Origin of the sequence: Streptomyces sp. KLMMK, assembly GCF_036961605.1 — a bacterium.
Lineage (GTDB): Bacteria > Actinomycetota > Actinomycetes > Streptomycetales > Streptomycetaceae > Streptomyces > Streptomyces telluris.
The window spans coordinates 1-21,644 of record NZ_JBAMDC010000082.1 but is presented as its reverse complement, the minus strand read 5'-3'; the positions used below and the strand labels follow the sequence as shown (position 1 = coordinate 21,644).

General features: G+C 74.0%; 18 protein-coding genes and 1 pseudogene. 8 read left to right on the top strand and 11 right to left on the bottom strand.

What is annotated here, in order from left to right; all coding sequences use genetic code 11:
- Positions 1-1,498, top strand: a 1,498-nt coding sequence (locus V7793_RS15345) for an N-acetylmuramoyl-L-alanine amidase (RefSeq protein WP_336006796.1), incomplete at its 5' end; no start/stop codon positions are given.
- A 114-nt stretch (positions 1,499-1,612) separates the two neighbouring features.
- On the opposite strand, the gene V7793_RS15340 is transcribed toward V7793_RS15345, so the two are convergent.
- On the bottom strand, positions 1,613-2,110 hold the full coding sequence (locus V7793_RS15340) for a hypothetical protein (RefSeq protein ID WP_058041529.1): 498 nt from the start codon (positions 2,108-2,110) through the stop codon (positions 1,613-1,615).
- A gap of 141 nt (positions 2,111-2,251) precedes the next feature.
- A complete protein-coding gene (locus tag V7793_RS15335; protein WP_336006795.1) occupies positions 2,252-2,869 on the bottom strand; it encodes a TetR/AcrR family transcriptional regulator in 618 nt (205 codons plus the stop codon).
- An 84-nt stretch (positions 2,870-2,953) separates the two neighbouring features.
- Between V7793_RS15335 and V7793_RS15330 the strand changes: the two genes are divergently transcribed.
- From V7793_RS15330 to V7793_RS15320, 4 genes are all read left to right on the top strand, one after another.
- The gene (locus tag V7793_RS15330) at positions 2,954-3,433 is read left to right on the top strand and encodes a DUF1453 domain-containing protein (RefSeq protein WP_336006794.1); all 480 of its coding nucleotides are present in this window, start codon (positions 2,954-2,956) and stop codon (positions 3,431-3,433) included.
- Positions 3,434-3,709: 276 nt separating this feature from the next.
- Entirely contained in the window at positions 3,710-4,165 is a 456-nt protein-coding gene (locus tag V7793_RS15325; protein WP_336006793.1) for a rodlin, read from the top strand.
- A 177-nt stretch (positions 4,166-4,342) separates the two neighbouring features.
- Complete coding sequence (locus tag V7793_RS38225; protein ID WP_353620260.1) at positions 4,343-4,417, top strand: putative leader peptide; 75 nt, start codon at positions 4,343-4,345, stop codon at positions 4,415-4,417.
- Positions 4,418-4,591: 174 nt separating this feature from the next.
- A complete protein-coding gene (locus V7793_RS15320) occupies positions 4,592-5,608 on the top strand; it encodes an isopenicillin N synthase family dioxygenase (protein ID WP_336006792.1) in 1,017 nt (338 codons plus the stop codon).
- Positions 5,609-5,633: 25 nt separating this feature from the next.
- On the opposite strand, the gene V7793_RS15315 is transcribed toward V7793_RS15320, so the two are convergent.
- The 5 genes from V7793_RS15315 to V7793_RS15295 form a co-directional block, all read right to left on the bottom strand.
- Positions 5,634-5,870 carry a DUF397 domain-containing protein gene (locus tag V7793_RS15315; protein WP_336006791.1) on the bottom strand — a complete coding sequence of 79 codons (237 nt, stop codon included), beginning with the start codon at positions 5,868-5,870 and terminating at the stop codon, positions 5,634-5,636.
- A 99-nt stretch (positions 5,871-5,969) separates the two neighbouring features.
- Entirely contained in the window at positions 5,970-7,136 is a 1,167-nt protein-coding gene (locus V7793_RS15310; RefSeq protein WP_336006790.1) for a thiolase domain-containing protein, read from the bottom strand.
- Positions 7,133-8,179, bottom strand: a complete 1,047-nt coding sequence (locus V7793_RS15305) for a lipid-transfer protein (RefSeq protein WP_336006789.1) — start codon at positions 8,177-8,179, stop codon at positions 7,133-7,135. Before V7793_RS15305 ends, V7793_RS15310 begins: the two co-directional genes overlap by 4 nt.
- Positions 8,176-9,138, bottom strand: a complete 963-nt coding sequence (locus tag V7793_RS15300) for a Zn-ribbon domain-containing OB-fold protein (protein ID WP_336006788.1) — start codon at positions 9,136-9,138, stop codon at positions 8,176-8,178. The genes V7793_RS15305 and V7793_RS15300 overlap by 4 nt, the downstream gene beginning before the upstream one ends.
- A 13-nt stretch (positions 9,139-9,151) precedes the next feature.
- Positions 9,152-9,955: a crotonase/enoyl-CoA hydratase family protein gene (locus V7793_RS15295; RefSeq protein WP_336006787.1), complete on the bottom strand. Its 804-nt coding sequence runs from the start codon at positions 9,953-9,955 to the stop codon at positions 9,152-9,154.
- A 169-nt stretch (positions 9,956-10,124) separates the two neighbouring features.
- Here V7793_RS15295 and V7793_RS15290 point away from each other — a divergent pair, with 169 nt between their 5' ends.
- Both V7793_RS15290 and paaK read left to right on the top strand, forming a co-directional pair.
- Complete coding sequence (locus tag V7793_RS15290) at positions 10,125-11,786, top strand: acyl-CoA synthetase (RefSeq protein WP_336006786.1); 1,662 nt, start codon at positions 10,125-10,127, stop codon at positions 11,784-11,786.
- Positions 11,787-12,025: 239 nt separating this feature from the next.
- The gene (gene paaK / locus V7793_RS15285; RefSeq protein WP_336006785.1) at positions 12,026-13,288 is read left to right on the top strand and encodes a phenylacetate--CoA ligase PaaK; all 1,263 of its coding nucleotides are present in this window, start codon (positions 12,026-12,028) and stop codon (positions 13,286-13,288) included.
- Between the two features lie 140 nt (positions 13,289-13,428).
- Here paaK and V7793_RS15280 read toward each other — a convergent pair whose 3' ends face one another.
- A complete protein-coding gene (locus tag V7793_RS15280) occupies positions 13,429-14,952 on the bottom strand; it encodes an acyl-CoA synthetase (protein ID WP_336006784.1) in 1,524 nt (507 codons plus the stop codon).
- A 188-nt stretch (positions 14,953-15,140) separates the two neighbouring features.
- On the opposite strand from V7793_RS15280, the gene V7793_RS15275 reads away from it, so the two are divergent.
- Positions 15,141-17,576, top strand: a complete 2,436-nt coding sequence (locus tag V7793_RS15275; RefSeq protein WP_336006783.1) for a penicillin acylase family protein — start codon at positions 15,141-15,143, stop codon at positions 17,574-17,576.
- A 33-nt stretch (positions 17,577-17,609) separates the two neighbouring features.
- On the opposite strand, the gene V7793_RS15270 is transcribed toward V7793_RS15275, so the two are convergent.
- The 3 genes and pseudogenes from V7793_RS15270 to V7793_RS15260 form a co-directional block, all read right to left on the bottom strand.
- Entirely contained in the window at positions 17,610-19,163 is a 1,554-nt protein-coding gene (locus V7793_RS15270) for an acyl-CoA synthetase (protein WP_336006782.1), read from the bottom strand.
- A gap of 187 nt (positions 19,164-19,350) precedes the next feature.
- Positions 19,351-20,454 (bottom strand): annotated as a pseudogene (locus tag V7793_RS15265) (NAD(P)H-dependent flavin oxidoreductase); the annotation flags it as partial.
- 93 nt (positions 20,455-20,547) lie between these two features.
- Positions 20,548-21,644: tetratricopeptide repeat protein (locus tag V7793_RS15260; protein ID WP_336006781.1), on the bottom strand; the 1,097-nt coding region annotated here is incomplete at its 5' end.

Genomic DNA, 21,644 nt, shown 5'->3' with positions numbered 1-21,644 from the left:
CCCCGCGGCGAACGTCAAGGGGGGTGCCGCGCTGCTCGCGGCGGCGCAGAAGCGGCTGGGGCTGCCCTTGAGCAAGGATCCCGCCGACTGGTACGGCGCGGTGGCGGGCTATCCGGGCTCGTCGGACACGGCGACGGCCGCCACCTTCGCCCGTGACGTCTTCGACGTGATGCGCTCGGGCGAGCGGCGCACCACCGATGCGGGCCAGCGGGTCGCCCTGCCGGGTGCCCCGCGCCTCGCCGGGCGTGCCGATCAGGTGCGGCGGCTGGGCCTGCCGGCCGCCCCGGACGAGGGGACCGAGTGCCCGGGGACGGTGGCCTGTGAGGCGATCCCCGCGCCGTACGAGAAGCTGCAGGGCGACAATTACGGCAATCACGATCTGGCGGACCGCCCGGCCTCCCAGAAGACCGAGTTCATCGTCATCCACGACACCGAGGGGTCCTGGGAGACGACGATCAAGCTGGTCAAGGACCCGGCCTACGTCTCGTGGAACTACACCGTGCGCTCCGCGGACGGGCACATCGCCCAGCACGTGCGCACCAAGGACGTCGCCTGGCACGCGGGCAACTGGTATGTGAACGCCAAGTCGGTCGGCATCGAGCACGAGGGCTTCCTCGCCCAGCCCGACGCCTGGTACACGGAGGAGATGTACCGCACCTCGGCCCGCCTGGTGCGGCATCTGGCGAGCCGGCTGAAGATCCCCCTGGACCGCCGGCACATCCTCGGCCACGACAACGTCCCCGGCACGACGCCGTCGACCATCAGGGGCATGCACACCGACCCCGGCCCGTACTGGGACTGGGCGCACTACTTCGACCTGATGGGCAGGCCGTTCCAGCCCACGGGGGGCGCGTCCGGCGGCATGGTCACGATCCTTCCCGACTACGAGGCGCACCAGCCCGCGTACACCGGCTGCACGGGCCCGGCCAAGCCCTGCGCACCGCACGGCTCGGGTGCGGTGCGCCTGCACACGGCGCCGAGCGAGAAGGCGCCGCTGGTGAAGGACGCGGGGCTGCGTCCGGACGGCAGTGCGACCACGATCGACGTCAACGACACGGGTGCCCGCGCCTCGACGGGCCAGCAGTTCGCGGTCGCGGGGCGCAAGGGCTCCTGGACGGCGATCTGGTATCTGGGCCAGGAGGCGTGGTTCCGCAACCCGTGGTCGCAGCCGACCGCCGTCAACGCCTTCGGCCGGGTGGCCACCCCGAAGGAGGGTCTGGACGAGGTCGCGGTGTACGGGCGCGCCTACCCGGAGCAGGAGGCGTATCCCCCGGGCGTCCCGGTGCAGGCCCTGGCGCCGCTGCCGTACAAGCTGCTCGCCGGCCAGTCGTACGTCGTGGGGCCGCGGGTGCCGAGCGAGTATCTGTGGGCGAAGACCTTCGATCCGGCGGGCCACAAGGTGGTCAAGGGCAGGGACGCGTACTACGAGATCCAGTTCGGGCACCGGGTGGCCTTCGTGAAGGCCGCCGACGTGACGGTGCAGCCGTCGAACCGGTAGCCCGGCGCACAGGACGACGGAGCCCGGTACGGCGTCTGCCGTGCCGGGCTCCGGTGTGCGTGCGTGCGTACGCGCGTGCGAGGGGTGGTGCGGGGCTCCGCGAGGAGCGCGGTGTCAGGCCGTCTGGAACATCTCGGCGGGCAGCGGCTTGAGGAGCTGGTAGAGCTCGTCGGTGATGGGCCGGTCCCAGCTGGCGATGGTGACGAGGACGCCGTCGCTGCGGTCGAACTGGGTGCAGGAGATGCGGCCTTCGGAGCACTTGATGCGCCGGACGATCAGCAGATTGTCCTCGTGCATGACCGGGATGTCCTCGGTCTCCAGCACCTCCACCGGCTCGTCGTTGCCGAGGGCCTGGAGGAGCTGCGTGACCTCGAAGGGCACCTGGCCCTCCTCGAGCTCGCGCACCGGGGAGCCCTCGGGCATATTGCCGATGATCATCGCCGGGCCGCGCCCGCCGAAGAGGTCGTAGCGGAGGAAGACACCCTGGCAGCTGCCGTCGGGCGCGGGCAGCAGCCCGGCCCCGAGATCGCCCGGCCAGTCCCCCGGGTCCATGGCCAGGACGTCGAAGTCCGGCCCGGTGGGCGTGGCGCTGCGGCGGCGGAGGAAGGACATGCCCACATCGTACGTGCCCGGGGCCCCGGCGTGGCGCCGGGGAGAGCAACGGCACGGCCGCCCGCGCGCCCTGCGGGACGGGGTGGCGGAGCGGGCGTACGGAGGGGCGGACGGGGCGGCCGGGCGGGCCGGGCGAGGCCGTCAGCCAGGGGGGCGCAGGCTGTCCAGGTGACGGCGCAGCACCCGCCGGAGGACGTCCGGGGTGAGGGTGCCGGGCTGGAGCACGGCCTGCAGGGTGAGGCCGTCGAGCAGGGCTGACAGCCGCAGGCTCTCCGTGCCGATGTCCAGGTCGGCGGGCAGGCCGCCCGCCTCCTGGCCGCCGCGCAGGACCCGGGTCACGACGCCGAGCATGCCGTCCTGCAACTTCCGGGCGTGGGGCAGGAGTCCCGGCCGGGTGCGGGCAGCGGTGGCGAAGGCGATCCAGAGGACGGCCTCTTCGTGGCGCTCCTGGTCGAGGGGGAGGAATTCGGCGAGGAGGTCCTCGGCGCGGGTGCGGCGCTCCGCCGCGTCGGCGGGGTCGAGGAGCCGGTCGACGTGGGCGAGGACGCGGGCCTCGATACGGCCGGTCAGCTCCCCCATCGCGAAGATCACCAGTTCGTCGTGGTCGCTGAAGTAGTGGCGCACGGATCCGATGGCGAGGCCCGCCTCTTCGGCGACATTGCGCAGGGAGGCGGCCTCCAGGCCGCGCCGGCCCACGACGCGGAGGACGGCTTCGGCGACCGCTCTGCGGCGCGCCCCGGGGTCGACGATCTTCGGCATGTTGGCTTTATAGCACGGTCGAGCTACCATCTTTTTTGGCGCGACCGTGCCAAAAAGCGGGAGCAAGCTCGGAGGGAGTGGCGGGTGAACGGCTGGCTGCTGGGGGCGATCATCGCCGTGGTGGTGATCGTCGTGGTGATCAGACGAATAAAGGGGGAGCCGCTCAACGCACGCGACCTGCTGATTCCGCCGGTCGCCCTGACCGCCATCGGCATCGCGTCCCTGGCGAAGGCGGAGCAGGTGACGGGGACGGACCTGGCCTGGGTGATCCCCGGCGCCCTCCTGGGCTGCGGGCTCGGCGCGGCGCGCGGGGCCACCGTCCAGCTCTTCGAGAAGGCCGGAGCGCTCTGGCAGCGCTATACGGGCCGGACGTTCCTGGTCCTCGCGGGATCCCTGGTGATCATGGGCGGCTTCGGCCTGCTCGCCACGCACGCGGGCGTGTCCGAGGGCGCCCGGCCGGTCCAGCTGAACATCGGCGTCAGCTTCCTGGGCGAGGCGCTGGCCATCGGCGCGCGGGGCCTGGCGAGCGGGGTGCCGTTCGCGCCGGAGCGCCCGCGCCGCTGAACACCGCCCGCGAGCATTCCCGGTGGAGGGGCCTCCTGCTGCGCAACGCGATCAAAAGCCCGCCCGGACGCAGCTTGTGGGGGCGCTGTCCGGGCGGACCGACGGCCGAAGACGCCGCCGCGGGCGCACGCTACCAGGCGGCGGCGAGGTCTCCTTTGCCCGGAATCGCCGACCTGGAGCAAATGAGTGAATTCCCGAAACTTCCGTTATGAGCCCGAGTTACTCAGGTCGCTTCCCTGTCTGTGAGAGGCAGCTAATCGATCGAAAGGCACAGACGTGCTCAAGAAGGTACTCACGACGGCCGCCGTGACGGTTACCACAGTCGGCACCATCGCCGGCCCGGCCATGGCGATCGGCAACGACCAGGACGTGGCCAACGGCAACGCTTCGCACACCGGTTACGGCAACACGAAGACCGGCGGCAAGCAGAGCCCGCAGATGAGCCTGATCCAGGGCACGCTCAACAAGCCGTGCCTGGGCATCGGGAAGATCGGCGTCCAGTCCGTGCTGGCGCTTCTCCTCAACGTCGGCATCCAGGACGTTCCGATCCTCACGTCCCAGCAGCAGCAGCAGTGCACCGACAACTCGACGATCAGCGACGGCGACGACCCGCTGTCGCACATCCTCGACGAGATCCCGATCATTTCGGGCAACGGCTCCGGCAACAAGGGCGGCGGCCACCCCGGCCTGCACGGCCTGCACGGCGGCCACCCCGGCTTCGGCGGCCACTGAGCCACGCCGTCGTCGGGCGGATCTCCCCCTGTCTCGGGTGCACGGGCCCCGGGGCAGGGGGATTCCCCTGTCCGGACCCACTACCGGACGCGCCCCTCACCTGCCCGCCACCCGCCCGGAACCCGCAGGTCACAGCGCCGGGCGCCGGTTCCCGGCCGCGTCGTATACGATGACCGCGTGACTATGCTCGTCAAACGCCGCCACGTGGACCTCCTCCGCGTCACGAGCATGTCCTGTCGCCGCTACGGCTGATCTTTCTTCCCGCCCAGCCCTCTCTACGGGCCGTGGCCTGCTTTTCCTTCTTACTTTTCCTGCCTGCCGTTTCCCGGTCCCGCTCCGCCCTGCCCGCGTACCCGCGGCGGCGCAGCGGCCGTCCGGCGCACCGCCGTACGGAAATTCCGGGCCCTCACGCTGTGGACAACCCTCATGAGCAACAAGCTTCCCGTCCTCGACCTCTCCGCCGCCTCCGCCGGTCCCGAGGCCCGTGCCCGCTTCCGCGAGGAGCTGCACGCGGCCGCGCGCGACGTGGGCTTCTTCCACCTGACCGGCCACGGCGTCACCGAGGCCGAGACCGCCGACCTGTGGCGCACCATGCGGGCGTTCTTCGCGCTCCCCGAGGCCGACCGGCTGTCCATCAGCAACCTCAACTCCCCGCACTTCCGCGGCTACACCCGCATAGGCGACGAGCGGACGGGCGGGAGCCAGGACTGGCGCGACCAGCTCGACATAGGCGCCGAGCGGGACGCGCGCGTGCCGGGCGCGGACGAGCCGGGCTACTGGTGGCTGGAGGGCCCGAACCAGTGGCCCGCGGCCCTCCCCGAGCTGCGCACCGCCGCCCTGCGCTGGATCGACCGGCTGAGCGGGGTGGCCGAGCGGCTGCTGCACGAGCTGCTGGCCGCGATCGGCGCCCCCGAGGACTTCTACGACAAGGCCTTCGCCGACCGCCCCCACCTGCACCTGAAGCTGGTCCGCTACCCCGGCAGCGCCCCGGACGGCGCCGGCCAGGGCGTGGGCGCCCACAAGGACTACGGCTTCCTGACCCTGCTGCTGCAGGACGAGGTCGGCGGTCTCCAGGTGGAGGGGGCCGACGGGTCGTTCACCGACGTGCCGCCGGTTCCGGGCGCGTTCGTCATCAACCTCGGCGAGCTGCTGGAGGTGGCCACGAACGGCTACCTGAAGGCGACCAACCACCGTGTGGTCAGCCCGTCCGGCACCCGTGAGCGCTTCTCGGTCCCGTTCTTCTACAACCCGCGCCTGGACGCCCGCATCGAGCCGGTGCCCTTCGCGCACGCCGACCGGGCCCCGGGCGTCACCCAGGACGACCGCAACCCGCTCTTCGCGGAGTACGGCCGCAACGAGATCAAGGGCTGGCTGCGCGCCCACCCGCAGGTGGCTGCCCGCCACCACGCCGCCCTGCTGACCGAGGGCAGCCTCGTGGGCTGACTGCCTCTCGTGGGCTGACTGCCTGTCAGGTGAGGTCGAACTCGCCCTCGCGCGCGCCGAGTACGAACGCCCGCCAGTCCCCGGGGGTGAAGACCAGCGCGGGCCCGTCCGGATTGCGGCCGTTGCGCATGGCGATGAAGCCTTCGACGAAGGCGATCTGGACGTCTCCGGTCCCCTGGCTGCTCGACAGCCAGGCGGCGTTGCCGAGGTCGAGCTCGGGCGCGATGTCGCCCGCCGGTCGTTCAGTCGTGCTCTCCGCCACTGCTGAAGCTCCTCCCGGTCGTCGTCCCGCGCCCACCCTAGCGAGGGCGGCGTGCGCCGGACAGGCCGCACGGCGGCGAACGCTCCGCCGTGCGCCCCTTCAGGTGGTGGGGAGTTCGTCGCCCACCACCCACATGGAGAAGAACTGCGCGCCCCCTCCGTAGGCGTGGCCGAGCGCCTTGCGGGCGCCGTCGACCTGGTGCTCCCCCGCCCTCCCCCGCACCTGGAGGGCGGCCTCGGCGAAGCGGATGAGGCCGGAGGCGCCGATGGGGTTGGTGGACAGGACGCCGCCCGAGGGGTTGACGGGCAGTTCGCCGTCCAGCTCCGTGGCCCCGGAGACGGTGAGCTTCCAGCCCTCGCCCTCGGCGGCGAAGCCCAGGTTCTCCAGCCACATCGGCTCGTACCAGCTGAAGGGCACGTACAGTTCGGCGGCGTCGATCTCGCGCCGCGGGTCGGTGACGCCCGCCTGCCGGTAGACCTCGGCGGCGCAGTCGCGTCCCGCGCGCGGCGAGACGAAGTCCTTGCCGGCGAAGAGCGTGGGTTCGCTGCGCATGGCGCCGCCGTGCACCCAGGCGGGCGGGTGCGGGGCGCAGGCGGCGCCCCGGCGGTCGGTGAGGACCATCGCGCAGGCGCCGTCGGAGGAGGGGCACGTCTCGGAGTAGCGGACCGGGTCCCACAGCATGGGCGAGGACTGCACCCGCTCCAGGGTGAGGCCGTGCTCGTGCAGGTGTGCCCACGGGTTCTTCAGGGCGTTGCGGCGGTCCTTGTAGGCGACGAGCGAGCCCACGGAGGCGGGTGCCCCGCTGCGGCGCACGTAGGCCCGTACGTGCGGGGCGAAGAATCCTCCGGCGCCGGCCAGCAGGGGCTGCTGGAAGGGGACGGGCAGGGACAGGCCCCACATGGCGTTGGACTCGGACTGCTTCTCGAAGGCCACGGCGAGCACGGTCCGGTGGACGCGGGCCGCGACGAGGTCGGCGGCGACGAGGGCCGTGGAGCCGCCGACCGACCCGGCGGTGTGCACGCGCAGGACGGGTTTGCCGGCGGCGCCGAGGGCGTCGGCGAGATGGAGCTCGGGCATCATCACGCCCTCGAAGAAGTCGGGCGCCTTGCCGAGGACGACGGCGTCGGTGTCCGCCCACGACAGCCCCGCGTCCTCCAGGGCCCGTGAGGCGGCCTCGCGGACGAGTCCGGCCAGGGAGACGTCCCGGCGGGCCGCCGCGTGCTTGGTCTGGCCGATGCCGACGACGGCCACGGGTTCCTTGCTCACCGGCTCTCCCCCTCCAGCACGGCGACGAGGTTGTGCTGCAGGCAGGGCCCGGACGTGGCGTGGGCCAGGGCCCGGTCCGAGGCGCCGCGGTGGATGCGGGCGGCGGCCTCGCCGAGGCGGATCAGGCCGGTGGCCATGACGGGGTCGGCGGCGAGCGCGCCGCCGGAGGGGTTGACCACGACGGTGTCGTCCAGGCGCAGGGCCCGCCGCAGGACGACCTCCTGCGAGGTGAAGGGGGCGTGGAGCTCGGCCGTGTCGACGGGGGCGAGGAAGGCTCCGGCGCGTTCGGCGGCGAGGCGGGTGGACGGGGAGTCGGTGAGGTCCCGCAGGCCCAGGGCCTGGGCCTCGATGCGGTGGTCGATGCCGCGGATCCAGGCGGGGCGGGCGCACATGCGGCGCGCGGTGTCGCCGGCGGCGAGGACGACGGCGGCCGCTCCGTCGGCGACGGCCGAGCAGTCGCCCGCGCGCAGGGGCCGCACCACGTATTCGCCCGCGGGGGCCCCGCCGCCTCGGTGGGCGAGGGCCGCCAGGGCCTCCTCGTCGGTGTGGCCGGCGTCGATGAGGGCCTGGGCCTGGAGGGCGGCCAGGGAGACGGAGTCGGGCCACAGGGGTGCGACGTAGTAGGGGTCGAGCTGGCGGGTGAGGACGTCCCGCAGGGGGCCGGCCGAGGGCTTTCCGTGGGCGTAGACGAGGGCGGTTTCGGCCCGGCCGGTGAGGATCTTCACCCAGGCCTCGTGGAGCGCCCAGGCGCCGTCCGTCTCCACGTGGGACTCGGCGACGGGCGGCCAGGCGCCTACGCCGTCGAGGGTCAGGGTGAAGGAGAAGGGGCGGCCGGCGAGGTAGTCGCTCGATCCCGAGCAGGTGAAGTCCGCCTCGCCGGGGGCCAGTCCGGCCTGCTCCAGCGCCTCGTGCAGGACGGGCAGCAGCATCTCCGTCTCGGACAGGCCCTCGGCGGCGGCGCGGGGGTCGCTGCGGGCGAAGGCGACGATCGCGACGTCGCGGGGGGCCGTGCCGCGGTCGCCGCCCGGGTCGGCCGGCTTCACAGCAGCTCCTTGTAGGTGTCGTAGGCGGCGTCGGGTTCCCCGGCGGGCCGGTAGTGGTCGGGGTGGCGGCCGTCCGCGCCCCACACGGGCTCGACGCGCAGGCCCATGCGCACCTGGTCGTACGGGATGCCGCCGATGCGCCCGTGCAGGGCGAGGTCGGCCCCGTCCAGGGCGATGTGGGCGTAGACGTAGGGGACTTCGATGCCGGCGTCCTTGGCCTTGATGTTGACGACGCAGTAGGTGGTGACGGTCCCGCGCGGGCCTACGTCGACCTGCTCGGTCGCGGCGACGCCGCAGGTGGGGCAGGCGCCGCGGGGCGGGACGTGGACCTTGCGGCAGGAGGGGCAGCGTTCGCCGGTGATCCTCCGCTCGGCGAGGGCGGCGAGGTGGCGGCTCTGGGCCCGGCCGGGCGTGTAGGTGTAATCGAGCCGGGCGGGGGTGACGATGCCCGTGACGGGGTCGGCGAAGACGCCGTCGTGCGGTGCGGGCGTCCGGGGGCCGGCCGCCGCGTCGTCCTCGTGCGGGTCGCAGGGCTCGAAGCAGCCGATGTCGGTGACGGCGCCGGTGCGCTCGGGCGCCCAGCGGATGCGGACGCGCATGCCGGTCCGTACGGCGTGGGGTCCGGGGGCGTCGAGGACGTGCAGGAGGGCGGTGTCGGCGCCGTCGAGGCGCACCAGGACCCAGGCGAAGGGGGTGCGCAGGGGCTGGCGGGGCCGTGGGGCAGGGTTCCAGGACCAGGTGGTGACGGTGCCGGTGGGGGCGACCTCGGCGAGGTCGCGGATCTCCTCGGCGGTGACGGGGTCGTACTCGACGGGCGGGACGAGGACGCGCCCGTCGCTCGTGCGCACGCCGAGGACGGTGCGCTCGCGGAGGCCGGTGAGGAAGGCGCTCTGCACGGGGCCCAGGGAGCGGGTGAAGGGGAAGGCGACGGTCAGGGGTGCGGTGAGGATCTCCGGCACGGCGGTGCTCCCTTCAGGCGCGCCGGTAGACGGCCGGGCGCTTCTCGGCGAAGGCCCGGGCGCCTTCCTTCGCGTCGGCGCTGGCGAGGACGGGCCGGCCGCGTTCGAGTTCGAGGGCGAGGCCGTCGGCTTCGGGGAGGCCGCCGGTGTCGTGGACGCAGGCCTTGACGGCCTCGACGGCCAGCGGTCCGTTGGCGTTGATCAGCTCGGCGGTCTCCAGCGCCCGCTCCAGGGCGGTGCCGTCGGGGACGACGTGCCCGATCAGTCCGATGCGCGCGGCCTCGTCGGCGGTGTAGGGGCGGCCGGTGAGCAGCATCTCCAGGGCGTGGGTGCGCGGGATCTGGCGCGGGAGGCGGACGGTGGAGCCGCCGACGGGGAAGAGGCCGCGGCGCACCTCGAAGAGGCCGAACACGGCGCTCTCCCCGGCGATGCGGATGTCGGTGCCCTGGAGGATCTCGGTGCCGCCCGCGACGCAGGGCCCCTCGACCGCGGCGATGACCGGTTTACGCGGCCGGTGGTGCCGGAGCATCGCCTTCCAGTGCAGGTCCGGGTCGGCCTTGAACCGGGCGCGGTACGGGTCGTCCGCCGGGTCCGGGGGCCCGTACAGGGCCTTGAGGTCCATGCCGGAGCAGAAGGCCCCGCCCGCGCCGGTGAGGACGACGGAGCGGACGGCGTCGTCCCGGTCGGCCTCCAGCCAGCCGTCGTGCAGCCCGGCCAGCATCGGCAGCGACAGGGCGTTCCTCGCTTCCGGCCGGTTGAGGGTGAGCACCAGCGTGGCGCCGGTGCGTTCGACCGTGAGGTGTTCGGTGCCGCTCATGGGTGGTGGCCCTCCCGTCCCGGTGACCAGAACAGGGTGCAGGAGGCGTGTCCGGGGTACAAGAGTTTTCTGACTTCCCGTCAGATTTCTTGGGCGCCGTCCCTTCCTCCCCGCGGCGCGCGGCGCTCTAATGGGCCCGCGGCCGCCGTTCCCCCGGGCAGGAGGAGACGTGGACTACAACCTCGCCGATCTCTTCGAGTCGGTCGTGGACGCGGTGCCCGGCCGGGAGGCCCTGGTCCACGCGGACCTCCCCGGGAGCGGCGCCGGGCGCCGGATGACGTACGCGGAGCTCGACGCGGCGGCCAACCGGCTGGGGCACCACCTGCGCGACAGCGGGATCCGGCCCGGCGACCACGTCGGGCTGCACCTGTACAACGGCGTCGAGTACCTGCAGGCGTTCTGGGCCTGCCTGAAGATCCGGGCGGTGCCCGTCAACGTCAACTACCGCTACGTCGAGGACGAGCTGGCCTACCTCTACCGCGACGCCGACCTCGTGGCGCTGGTCTTCGACGCGGCCTTCACCGGCCGGGTGGCCGCGGCGCTGCCCCGTACGGAGCTGCTGCGCCACCTCGTGCGCGTCGGCACGCCCCCGGCCGGGGAGCCCGAACCGGCCCTCGCACCCGTCCCCTTCGCGGAGGCCGAGGCGTCGGGGACGCCCCTGCGCGGCTTCGGGCCGCGCTCGGGGGACGACCAGGTGATCATCTACACGGGCGGCACGACGGGCCTGCCCAAGGGCGTGATGTGGCGGCAGGAGGACCTGTTCTTCTCCGGGCTCGGCGGCGGAGCGCCCACGGGCGAGCCGGTGAAGCACCCCCGGGAGCTGGCCGAGCGCGTCGCGGAGGGGGGCGAGGGCCTGGTCTTCTTCCCCACCGCGCCACTGATGCACGGCACGTCCACACTGACCGCGCTCATCGCCTTCGACTACGGCCAGAAGGTCGTGCTGCACCGGAAGTTCGCCCCCGGGGAAGTGCTGCGCACCGTGGAGCAGGAGAAGGTCACCTGCATCTCGCTGGTCGGTGACGCGATGCTGCGCCCCCTGGTGGACGCACTGGCCGGGCCCATGCGGGGCACCGACTGCTCGTCGCTGTTCAGCGTCAGCAGTTCGGGCGCGGTGCTCTCGGCCACCGTGCGGGAGCAGTTCACGGCCCTGCTGCCGCACGTGGCGCTGCTGAACAACTTCGGCTCCTCGGAGTCGGGCTTCAACGGGACCGCGACGGACGGGGCGGACACGGGCGGCGCAGGCGGGGAGGACGCTGCCCGGGGCGGCGCGGGCGGCGGCTTGCGGCTGCGCATCAACGATCGCACGGCCGTCGTCGACCCGGTCACGCACGAACCCGTCGCGCCCGGCGAGGAGGGCCGCGTGGCCCAGCGCCGCCACGTACCGCTCGGCTACTACAACGACCCCGCCCGGACCGAGGCGACGTTCTTCCGGGCCGGCGGCGAACGGTGGGTGCTGCTCGGCGACATGGCGAGAGCCGGTGCGGACGGCGAGATCACCGTCCTGGGGCGGGGCTCGCAGTGCATCAACACCGGCGGCGAGAAGGTGTACCCGGAGGAGGTCGAGCAGGCGCTCAAGGCCCATCCGGACGTGTACGACGTGCTGGTCGCGGGCGTTCCGGACGCGCGGTGGGGGCAGCGCGTGGCCGCCGTCGTCCAGCCGCGCGAGGGGGCGGGCCCCCTGACCCTGGACGGGCTGCAGGCGCACTGCCGGACGCGGCTGGCGGGGTACAAGGTGCCGCGCAGCGTGGTCTTCACGGAGCGGATCCGCAGGTCGCCGAGCGGGAAGGCCGACTACCGGTGGGCGCGGGCGGTCGCGGAGGCCGGCGTCTGACCGGTTCGCCGAACTCGTGCGGGCGGCTTGCGCGGGTGACTCACCTGGCCGGTTCACGTGGCCGGTTACGTGGCCGGTTACGTGGCCGGTTCACGTGACTGATGCAGCACGGCCGATGGTGCACGGTCGCTTCCTCCACAGGGTCCGGCACCCCTCTTGACGCCCGGCGGCGCCTCTGAAAACTTAAGCCCATGCAACGACCGAACGATCGGTTGGTTCCACGGGACGCGGCCGAACGGATGACGCGCGAAGAGCTGACGGCACTGCAGCTGGAGCGGCTGCGGGCCACCTTGCACCACGTCTACGAGAACGTGCCCTTCTACCGGCGCGCGTTCGACTCCGCCGGCATACGGCCCGAGGACTGCCGCACCCTCGCCGACCTCGCCCGCCTCCCGTTCACCACCAAGTCCGATCTCCGGGAGCACTACCCCTTCGGCATGTTCGCCGTGCCCGGCTCCCGGATCCGGCGCCTGCACGCCTCCAGCGGCACCACGGGCACGCCCACCGTGGTGGGCTACACCGACCAGGACCTCGACACCTGGGCCGAGGTCGTCGCCCGCTCCATCCGCGCGGCCGGCGGCCGGCCCGGCGACCGGATCCACGTGGCCTACGGCTACGGGCTGTTCACCGGCGGCCTCGGCGCGCACTACGGCGCCGAGCGGCTCGGCTGCACGGTGATCCCCGCCTCCGGCGGCATGACCGCGCGCCAGGTCCGGCTCATCCAGGACCTGCAGCCCCGGATCATCATGGTCACGCCCACCTACATGCTCACCCTGCTCGACGAATTCGAGCGCCAGGGCGTCGACCCGCGCAGCACGTCCCTGACCACCGGCATCTTCGGCGCCGAGCCCTGGACGGAGGAGATGCGCCGGGAGATCGAGGAGCGCTTCGCCATCGACGCCGTCGACATATACGGCCTCTCGGAGATCATCGGCCCCGGCGTGGCCCAGGAGTGCGCCGAGACCAAGGACGGGCTGCACATCTGGGAGGACCACTTCTACCCCGAGGTCGTCGACCCGGTCACGGGCGAGGTGCTGCCGGAGGGGAGCCACGGCGAGCTGGTCCTCACCTCCCTCACCAAGGAGGCCATGCCCGTCGTCCGCTACCGCACCCGCGACCTCACCCGGCTCCTGCCCGGCACCGCCCGCCCCGCCTTCCGCCGGATGGAGCGGATCACCGGGCGCAGCGACGACATGATCATCCTGCGGGGCGTCAACCTCTTCCCCGCGCAGATCGAGGAGATCGTGCTGCGGACGCCGGGCCTCGCCCCGCACTTCCAGCTGCGTCTTACCCGCGAGGGCCGGATGGACCACCTCACCGTGCGGGCCGAGGCCCGCACGGAGGCGACGCCGGAGCAGCGCGGGGCCGCCTCCGGCGAGGTGGCGCGGCAGGTGAAGGAGGGCATCGGCGTCACGGTGACCGTCGAGGTGGTCGACGGTGGGACGCTGGAACGGTCAGTGGGCAAGCTGAAGCGCATCGTGGACGAGCGGGGAAAGCGGTGAGGGGGGCGGCGCGCGCCGGACCCTGCCCGGCCGGATCCGGGCGGCGACGTCCCGGCGCTCCCCCGGCTGCCGTGTCCCGGCGGCCCGGCGCGGCCGCGGCGCTGTCCGTCCCGGCGCTGTCCGTTGCGGCGCGGTCCCGGTCAACCGCGTGGCACGGTGGCGAACCGTTCCCGGAGCTCCCGCTTCAGCACCTTGCCGGAGGCGTTGCGCGGCAGCTCGTCCACGAAGAGGACGCGCTTGGGCGCCTTGAAGGGGGCGAGCCGCTCCCGGGCGTACGCCGTCAGCTCCTCCTCGGTCACGCCGCCGCGCGCGACGACCACGGCGGTGACCGCCTCGATCCAGCGGGGGTCGGGCAGGCCGATGACGGCGGCCTCGGAGACGGCCGGGTGACCGTAGAGCACGTCCTCGACCTGGCGGGAGGCGACCAGCACGCCACCGGAGTTGATGACGTCCTTCAGCCGGTCCACGACGGTGAGGTAGCCCTCGGCGTCCCGGACGGCCATGTCGCCGGAGTGGAACCAGCCGTCCCGGAAGGCCTCCTCGGTCTCCTCGGGCTTGCCCCAGTAGCCCTGGCACAGCTGCGGGGAGCGGTAGACGACCTCGCCGGGCGTGCCGTCGGGCACGTCGGCGCCCCTCCCGTCCACGACGCGCGCCTCGACGAACAGCACCGGCCGGCCGCAGGAGTCCATCCGCCCCTCGTGCTCCTCGGGGCGCAGCACGGTGGCCAGCGGCCCGATCTCGCTCTGCCCGAAGCAGTTGTAGAACGCGAGGCGGGGCAGGCGCGTGCGCAGGCGCTCCAGGACCGGCACGGGCATCACGGAGGCGCCGTAGTACGCCTTGCGCAGCGCCGACAGGTCCCGGGAGGCGAAACCGGGGTGGCCGGCGAGTGCGATCCAGACGGTCGGCGGGGCGAAGAAGCTGTCGGCCCGCCCGGCCTCCACCAGTTCGAGGACGCGGTCCGGGTCCGGCGCGTCGATGAGGGTGTTCTCCGCGCCCACCGCCAGGAAGGGCAGCAGGAACACGTGCATCTGCGCCGAGTGGTAGAGCGGGAGGGCGTGCAGCGGCCGGTCGGTCTCCCTGAGGTCCAGGGCGGTGATCGCGCTCAGGTAGGCGTGCACGAGCGCACCGTGCGTCATCATCGCGCCCTTGGGCTGCGCGGTGGTGCCGGAGGTGTAGAGCAGCTGCACGAGATCGCCCTGCTCCGGGCCGCCGGCGGTCAGGGTGGCGACGCCCGGGCGCCGGTGCTGCGCCGCGCGTTCCAGCAGGGATCCGGTGGCGTCGCGCAGCGGCAGGGCGGGGACGGAAGCGGGCAGCCGGTGGGCCAGGTGCGGGTCGGTGAGCACCAGCGCGCTGCCCGACTGCTCCAGGATGTAGCCCAGTTCGTCACCGGTGAGGTGGTGGTTGACGGGGACGTGCACCAGACCGGCGCGGGCGCAGGCCAGGAAGCCGATCAGATAGGCGTCGGAGTTGTGGCCGTAGGCGGCGACGCGATCACCGTCGCGCAGCCCGCCGTCGCGCAGGGCGGCGGCGGCACCCGTCACGGCCTCGTCCAGCTCGCGGTACGTCCAGGCGCGCTCCCCGTACCGCAGCGCCGTCCGCTCCGGCACGCGCCGGGCCGTGCGCCGCAGCATGCCGTCCACCGTGCTGTCCCGGACTCCCGTCATGCCCGGATCCTGGGTCCCGCGCGCACCGCGGTCAAGGGGGCACGACGGCGAGCGGGCGGGGACGGGCACGGGCGCACACTCGGGAACGGGCTGCGGGCGGGCCGCGTCCGGGGTCAACTCCCCGCCCTCCACGGGCGTCCTATCCCCAGCAGGCGACTTCTCGTCCCTCCGTACCCATGGGAGCCACGTTGCCCTTACGTCATCGCATGAGAGCCCTGGCCGGCCTCGGCCTGACGGTGCTGACCTGCGCCGCCGTGCTGCCGGGCGAGGCCGCGGCCGCCGGCGCGCCCGCCCGCGCCGAGCACGCCAAGGGGGGCGGCCTGTCGGCCGTCGTCCGCTACACCGAGTACGGCGTCCCGCACATCGTCGCGAAGGACTACGCGAACCTCGGCTTCGGCACCGGCTGGGCCCAGGCCGCGGACCAGGTGTGCGTCCTCGCCGACGGGTTCCTCACCCTGCGCGGCGAGCGCTCGGCCCGCTTCGGCCCCGACGCCAAGCCCGACGGATCGCTGTCGTCCGCCACCACCAACCTCTCCAGCGACCTGTTCTTCCGCGGCCTGAACGAAGCGAAGACCGTCGACAGGATCCTCGACTCGCCCGCCCCCGCCGGACCCACGCGGCAGGCCAAGGAGCTGATGCGCGGCTGGGCCGCGGGCTACAACGCCTGGCTGGCGCAGAACCGCATCACCGACCCGGCCTGCCGCGGCGCCGACTGGGTCACGCCGGTGACGGCCCTGGACGTGGCCCGCCGCGGCTACGCCATCACCGTCCTCGGCGGCCAGGGCATGGCTGCCGACGGCATCGCCGGCGCCGCACAGCCGGGCGCGGCGCCCCGTTCGGCCAAGGCGCCGGCGAACCCCGCCGAAGCGGCCCGCAAGGTCTTCGGCGAGCAGCGCAGGAACGCCGGCATGGGCTCGAACGCGGTCGCCTTCGCGGGCTCCACCGCCGCGAACGGGCGCGGCCTGCTGCTCGGCAACCCCCACTACCCCTGGCAGGGCGGCCGCCGCTTCTGGCAGTCGCAGCAGACCATCCCCGGCGAGCTCAACGTCTCCGGCGGCTCGCTGCTCGGCATGCCCGTCGTGGAGATCGGCTTCAACGAACGCATCGCCTGGAGCCACACGGTGGCCACCGGCGTGCCGACCAACCTGTACGAGCTGAAGACCGTCCCCGGTGACACCCACGCCTACCTCGTGGACGGCAAGCCCGAGCGGATGACCGAGCGCACGGTCACCGTGCCGGTCCGCGGCAAGGACGGCAGCACCTCACGGGTCACCCGCAGCCAGTGGTGGACGCGCTACGGGCCGGTGGTCACCTCGATCGACGACCTCCCCCTGCCCTGGGCCGACGGCAAGGCCTACGCCCTGACCGACCCCAACGCCGAGAGCCTGCGCTTCACCGACGCCTCGCTCGCCCTGGCCAAGTCCCGCAGCGTGCGCGGCGTCCAGGACGCCCTGCGCCGCACGCAGGGCCTGCCGTGGGTGAACACGATCGCCGCGGACTCCGGGGGGCACAGCCTCTACACCCAGGCTCAGGTCCTGCCCCGGGTCACCGACGAGCTCGCCGGGCGCTGCTCGACCGCCCTCGGCCGGCAGACGTTCCCGGCCGCGGGCCTGGCCGTCCTGGACGGCTCCCGCGGCGACTGCGCGCTGGGGCGCGACGCCGACGCCGTCCAGCCGGGCATCTTCGGCCCCTCCGCGATGCCGGCGCTGGTCGACGCCCCGTACGCCGAGAACTCCAACGACAGCCCCTGGCTGGCCAACGCGGACCGCCCGCTCACCGGCTACCCGAGGATCTTCGGCGACGTCTCCACCGCCCGTTCGCTGCGCACGCGCGGCGCGGTCGAGGACGTGTCCGCCATGGCGAAGCGCGGCGGGCTGACCGTGGCGGACCTGGAGCGGCAGCAGTTCGCGAACCGCGCCCCCGCGGGGGCCCTGGCCGCGGCCGACGCGGCGAAGGCCTGCGCCGCGCTGCCGGGCGGCACGGCGACGGGCAGCGACGGCAAGCCCGTCGACGTCTCCGCGGCCTGCGGAGTGCTGGCCCGCTGGGACCGGACGGTGCGTACGGACAGCAAGGGCGCGGTCCTCTTCGACCGCTTCTGGCGCAGGCTCGTGCGCTCCGCTCCGCAGGCCGAGCTGTGGCGCGTGCCCTTCTCCCCCGCCTCCCCCGTGACCACGCCGAACACGCTCAACACGGCGTCCCCCGCGGTCGGCCGGGCCCTCGCCGACGCGGTCGCCGAGCTGCGCGGGGCGGGCATCGCCCTGGACGCGCCCCTGGGCGAGCACCAGTTCGTCGAGCGCAACGGCAAGCGCATCCCCATCGCGGGCGGCGCCGACGCGCTGGGCATCTGGAACATGATCGAGTCGGCGCCGTGGGACTCCGCCCGCGGCGGCTACTCCGAGGTGCGGCACGGCTCCAGCTACATCCAGGCCGTCGGCTTCGACGGCGGCCCCTGCCCGGCGGCCCGCACCCTCCTGACGTACGGGCAGTCCTCCGACCCCACCTCTCCGCACTACGCGGACCAGACGCGGCTGTTCTCGGCCGGCCGCATGGTCACGGCCCGCTTCTGCGAGAAGGACATCCTGTCCTCGCCGCAGCTGCGGGTGGTGCGCGTGGGCGAACGCTGACGGCCCGCACCCGCGGACCGGGCCGGGCGCCGCTCACACCGAGCGGCCCCGGCCCTTCCAGTGGGGCTCCCGCAGGCGGCGTTTGTAGAGCTTGCCGTTGGGGTCGCGGGGCATGGCGGCGATGAACTCGACGGCCCTGGGGCGCTTGTAGCCCGCCAGCGCCCCGGCGCAGTGCGCGAGGATGTCCGCCGCCAGCGGGGCGCCCGGTGCGTGCCCCTCGGCCGGTTCGACGACCGCGCGCACCTCCTCGCCCCAGTCGTCGTGCGGCACGCCGAAGACGGCGGCGTCGGCGACGCCCGGGTGGGCGAGGAGCACGGACTCGATCTCCGCGGGGTAGATGTTGACACCCCCGGAGATGATGAGGTCGATCTTGCGGTCGCGCAGGAAGAGGTAGCCGTCCTCGTCGAGGCGGCCGAGGTCGCCGACGGTGAAGAAGTCGCCGATGCGGCTGTCGCGGGTCTTGCCGGCGTCCTTGTGGTACGCGAAGCCGCCGGTGGTCATCTTCATGTAGACGGTGCCGAGCCGGCCGGCCGGGAGGCGGTTGCCGTCGTCGTCGAAGACGGCGAGCTCGCTGATGGGCCACGCCTTGCCGACGGTGCCGGGCTTCTTCAGCCAGTCCTCGGCGGTGGCGAAGGCGCCGCCGCCCTCGCTGGCCGCGTAGTACTCCTCGATGCAGCCGCCCCACCAGTCGATCATCGCCCGCTTGACGTGCTCGGGGCAGGGCGCGGCGCCGTGCACGGCGTGGCGCATGGACGAGACGTCGTAGCGGGCCCGGACGTCCTCCGGCAGCGCGAGCAGCCGCTGGAACTGGGTGGGGACCATGTGCGTGTGCGTGCACCGGTGCGTCTCGATCAGGCGCAGCATCTCCTCGGGCGTCCACTTGTCCATCACCACCAGCCGGTGGCCGATGTGCAGGGACGCGGCCGCGAACTGCAGAACGGCCGTGTGGTAGAGCGGCGAGCACACCAGGTGGGTGTTGCCGTCGAACGGCCGGATGCCGAAGATGCCCAGGAACCCGCCGAGATGGCCCTCCTCGGGCGGCTTGCCGGTGAGCGGGCGGCGGATGCCGCGCGGCCGCCCGGTCGTACCGGAGGTGTAGTTCATGACCCAGCCGAGGGTGCGGTCGGCGGGCGGGCTGTCCGGGCGGCGGTCGAGGAGGGCGGAGTACGGGCGGAAACCGGCGATGTCCCCGACGGCGTAGCGCCGTGCGGCGGGCAGCGCGGCCTCGTCGGCGGCCGCCGTGGCCGTGGCGGCGAACCGCTCGTGGGCGATGAGGACCTTGGCCTCGCTGTCGGCGACGATCCAGGCGATCTCCGGCCCGACGAGGTGGTGGTTGACCGGCACCAGGTAGAGGCCGGCCTGGGTGGCGGCGAGGTGGGCGGTGAGGAGCTCGGCGCCGTTGGGGAGGACGACGGCGAAGGCGTCGCCGCTGCGGAGCCCCGCGGCGCGCAGCCCGTGGACGAGGCGGTTGGCGGCGCCGTGCAGGCGTCCGGCGGTCCACGTGCCGCCGGCCGGGTCGACCAGGACGACGCGGTCGGGCTCGGCGGCAGCCTGTGCCCAGAACCCGTTGGGCGGTTGGGGTGGCATGGGGCCTCCTTCGGGTCGGAGGTGAACGGCGCGGACAGGGTGCACGGCGGGCTGCCTACGCGGCCGGGCCGGACGCACGGCGTGGACGCGTGGACTGCGTGGACGGCGTACGCGACCTGGGCGGTCAGTCCGGTGCCTTCGCGGCCGGTCCTGCCCGCCCCGCAGAGGCACTCGTCCCCGCAGGGACACCCGTCCCCGCCGCGATGCGGCCCAGCCGCGCGACGGCCCGGTCGAAGTCCCTCGTCAGATCGTCGAAGACGGCCTGTACGCCGCGTCGGCTGTTCATACTGCCCACGATCTGGCCCACCGGCGTGCCCAGCAGCGGCGCGGCCTCGTACTTCTGGATGCGGGTCAGGGCCTCGGCGACGAGGAGGCCCTGCAGGGGCATGGGGAGGGGGCCGGGGCCGGACGGGTCGTCCCAGGCCTCGGTCCAGGCCGTCCGCAGCTGGCGGGCGGGTTTTCCGGACAGGGCGCGGGAGCGCACGGTGTCGCCGGAGCCCGCGGCGAGGAGCTTGGCGGTCAGGGCCTGCGAGCCCAGGTCGGCCTCCTCGGTGGTGAGCCAGAGGGAGCCGATCCACACGCCCTGCGCGCCGAGGGCGAGCCCGGCGGCGATCTGCTCGCCGGAGCCGATGCCCCCGGCGGCCAGGACGGGCAGCGGGCCGACGGCGCGGACGATCTCCGGGGTGAGGACCATGGTGGCGATCTCGCCGGTGTGGCCGCCGGCCTCGTAGCCCTGGGCGACGACGACGTCGATTCCGGCGTCGGCGTGCCGGGTGGCGTGCCGGGCGCTGCCGGCGAGTGCGGCGACGAGGGTGCCGTGGTCGTGGGCGCGCTGCACGACGTCGGCGGGAGGCGGTCCGAGGGCGTTGGCGAGCAGGGCGAGCGGGTGGTCGAAGGCGGCGTCGAGCTGGGCGCGGGCGACATCCTCCAGCCAGCCGGTGATGCGCCAGCCCCGCCGGTCCCCGGCGGCGAGCTCGGGGACGCCGTGCCGGGCGAGGAGCTCCCGGACGAAGCGGCGGTGCCCGTCGGGGATCATCGCTTCGACGTCGGCCTCGGTGACCCCCTCGGCCCGTCCGGCGGGCATGACGACGTCGAGCCCGTACGGCCTGCCGCCGGTGTGCGCGTCCATCCAGTCGAGGTCCCGGGCGAGCGCTCCGGGGTCGGTGTAGCGGACGGCGCCGAGGACGCCGAGCCCTCCGGCCCGGGAGATCGCCGCGGCGACCGCGGGGAAGGGCGTGAAACCGAAGACGGCGTGCTCGATGCCCAGCCGCTGGCTCAGCTCGGTCTGCATGGGCGGCAGGATGCCGCAGGAGGCCGGGCGAGGGAAGAGGTTTTCTGACGCATCGTCAGACAGGAGTGACCGTCGGGCACGGGACGGGGCCGGCTACCGGTGCAGCGGCCGGCCCCGCGTCTGCCCGACCCGCCGGACCGCCGCGACCTGGCGGTAGAGCTCCACCGCCTCGGTGGAGCGGCCGAGCTGTTCGAGGCAGTGCGCCTCGTCGTTGCGGCTGGTGAGGGCGTCCGGGTGGTCGGCGCCCAGCACCCGCTGCCGGGCCTGCGCGACCTCGCGGTAGACGGCGAGGGCCTCGGTCCAGCGGCCCAGCCAGCCGAGCCCGACCGCGATCTCGCGCCGGCTCACCAGCGTCTCGGGGTGGTCGGCGCCCAGCACGCGCTCGCGGACCGCGCCGACGTCGCGGGCCTCGGCCAGGGCCTCCTCCCAGCGGCCGAGGCGGCCGAGGTTGACGCCCAGGCAGTGCCGGGCGCGCAGGGTGTCGGGGTCCTCGGCCCCCTGGGCCCGGGTGCGCTCGTCGACCAGATCGCGGAACAGCCCCAGGGCCTCCGCGCTGCGCTGGAGGCGGCCGAGGCAGATGCCGGTCTCGTAGCGGGCGGCGAGCGTGTCGGGGTGGCCGGCCCCCAGCACCCGCTGCCGCGCGACGGCCACTTCGCGGTAGGTCTGCAGCGCCTCGGTCCAGCGGCCCAGCTGGCCGAGGGCGTAGCCGACCTCGTAGCGGCTGACGAGCGTGTCCGGGTGGGCGGGGCCGAGGACCCGCGAGCGGGTGACCGCGACCTCGCACGCCATGCGGTACGACTCCTCCAGCCGGCCCAGGCGGCCCAGGTTGAAGGCCAGGTTGTGGCGGCAGCGCAGGGTGTCGGGGTGGTCGGTGCCCACGGTCCGCTCGCGCGCGGCGAGCACGGCGGCGTACACGTCGTGGGCCTCGAAGTGCCGGCCGAGCTGCCCGAGGACGTACGCCGTCTCCTGGCGCGCGGCGAGCGTCGCGGGGTGGTCGGCCCCCAGGACGCGCTCGCGCCCGGACGCGGCGCGGGCGTACTCGCGCAGCGCCTCGCCGGGCCGCCCCTGCATGCTGAGGGCGAAGGCGGCCTCGTAGCGGCTGGTGAGCGTGTCGGGGTGGTCGGGGCCCTGCAGGCGTTCGCGGTCGGCGGCGACGGCCGCGTGCGCGCGCCCGGCCTCCTCCCAGCGGC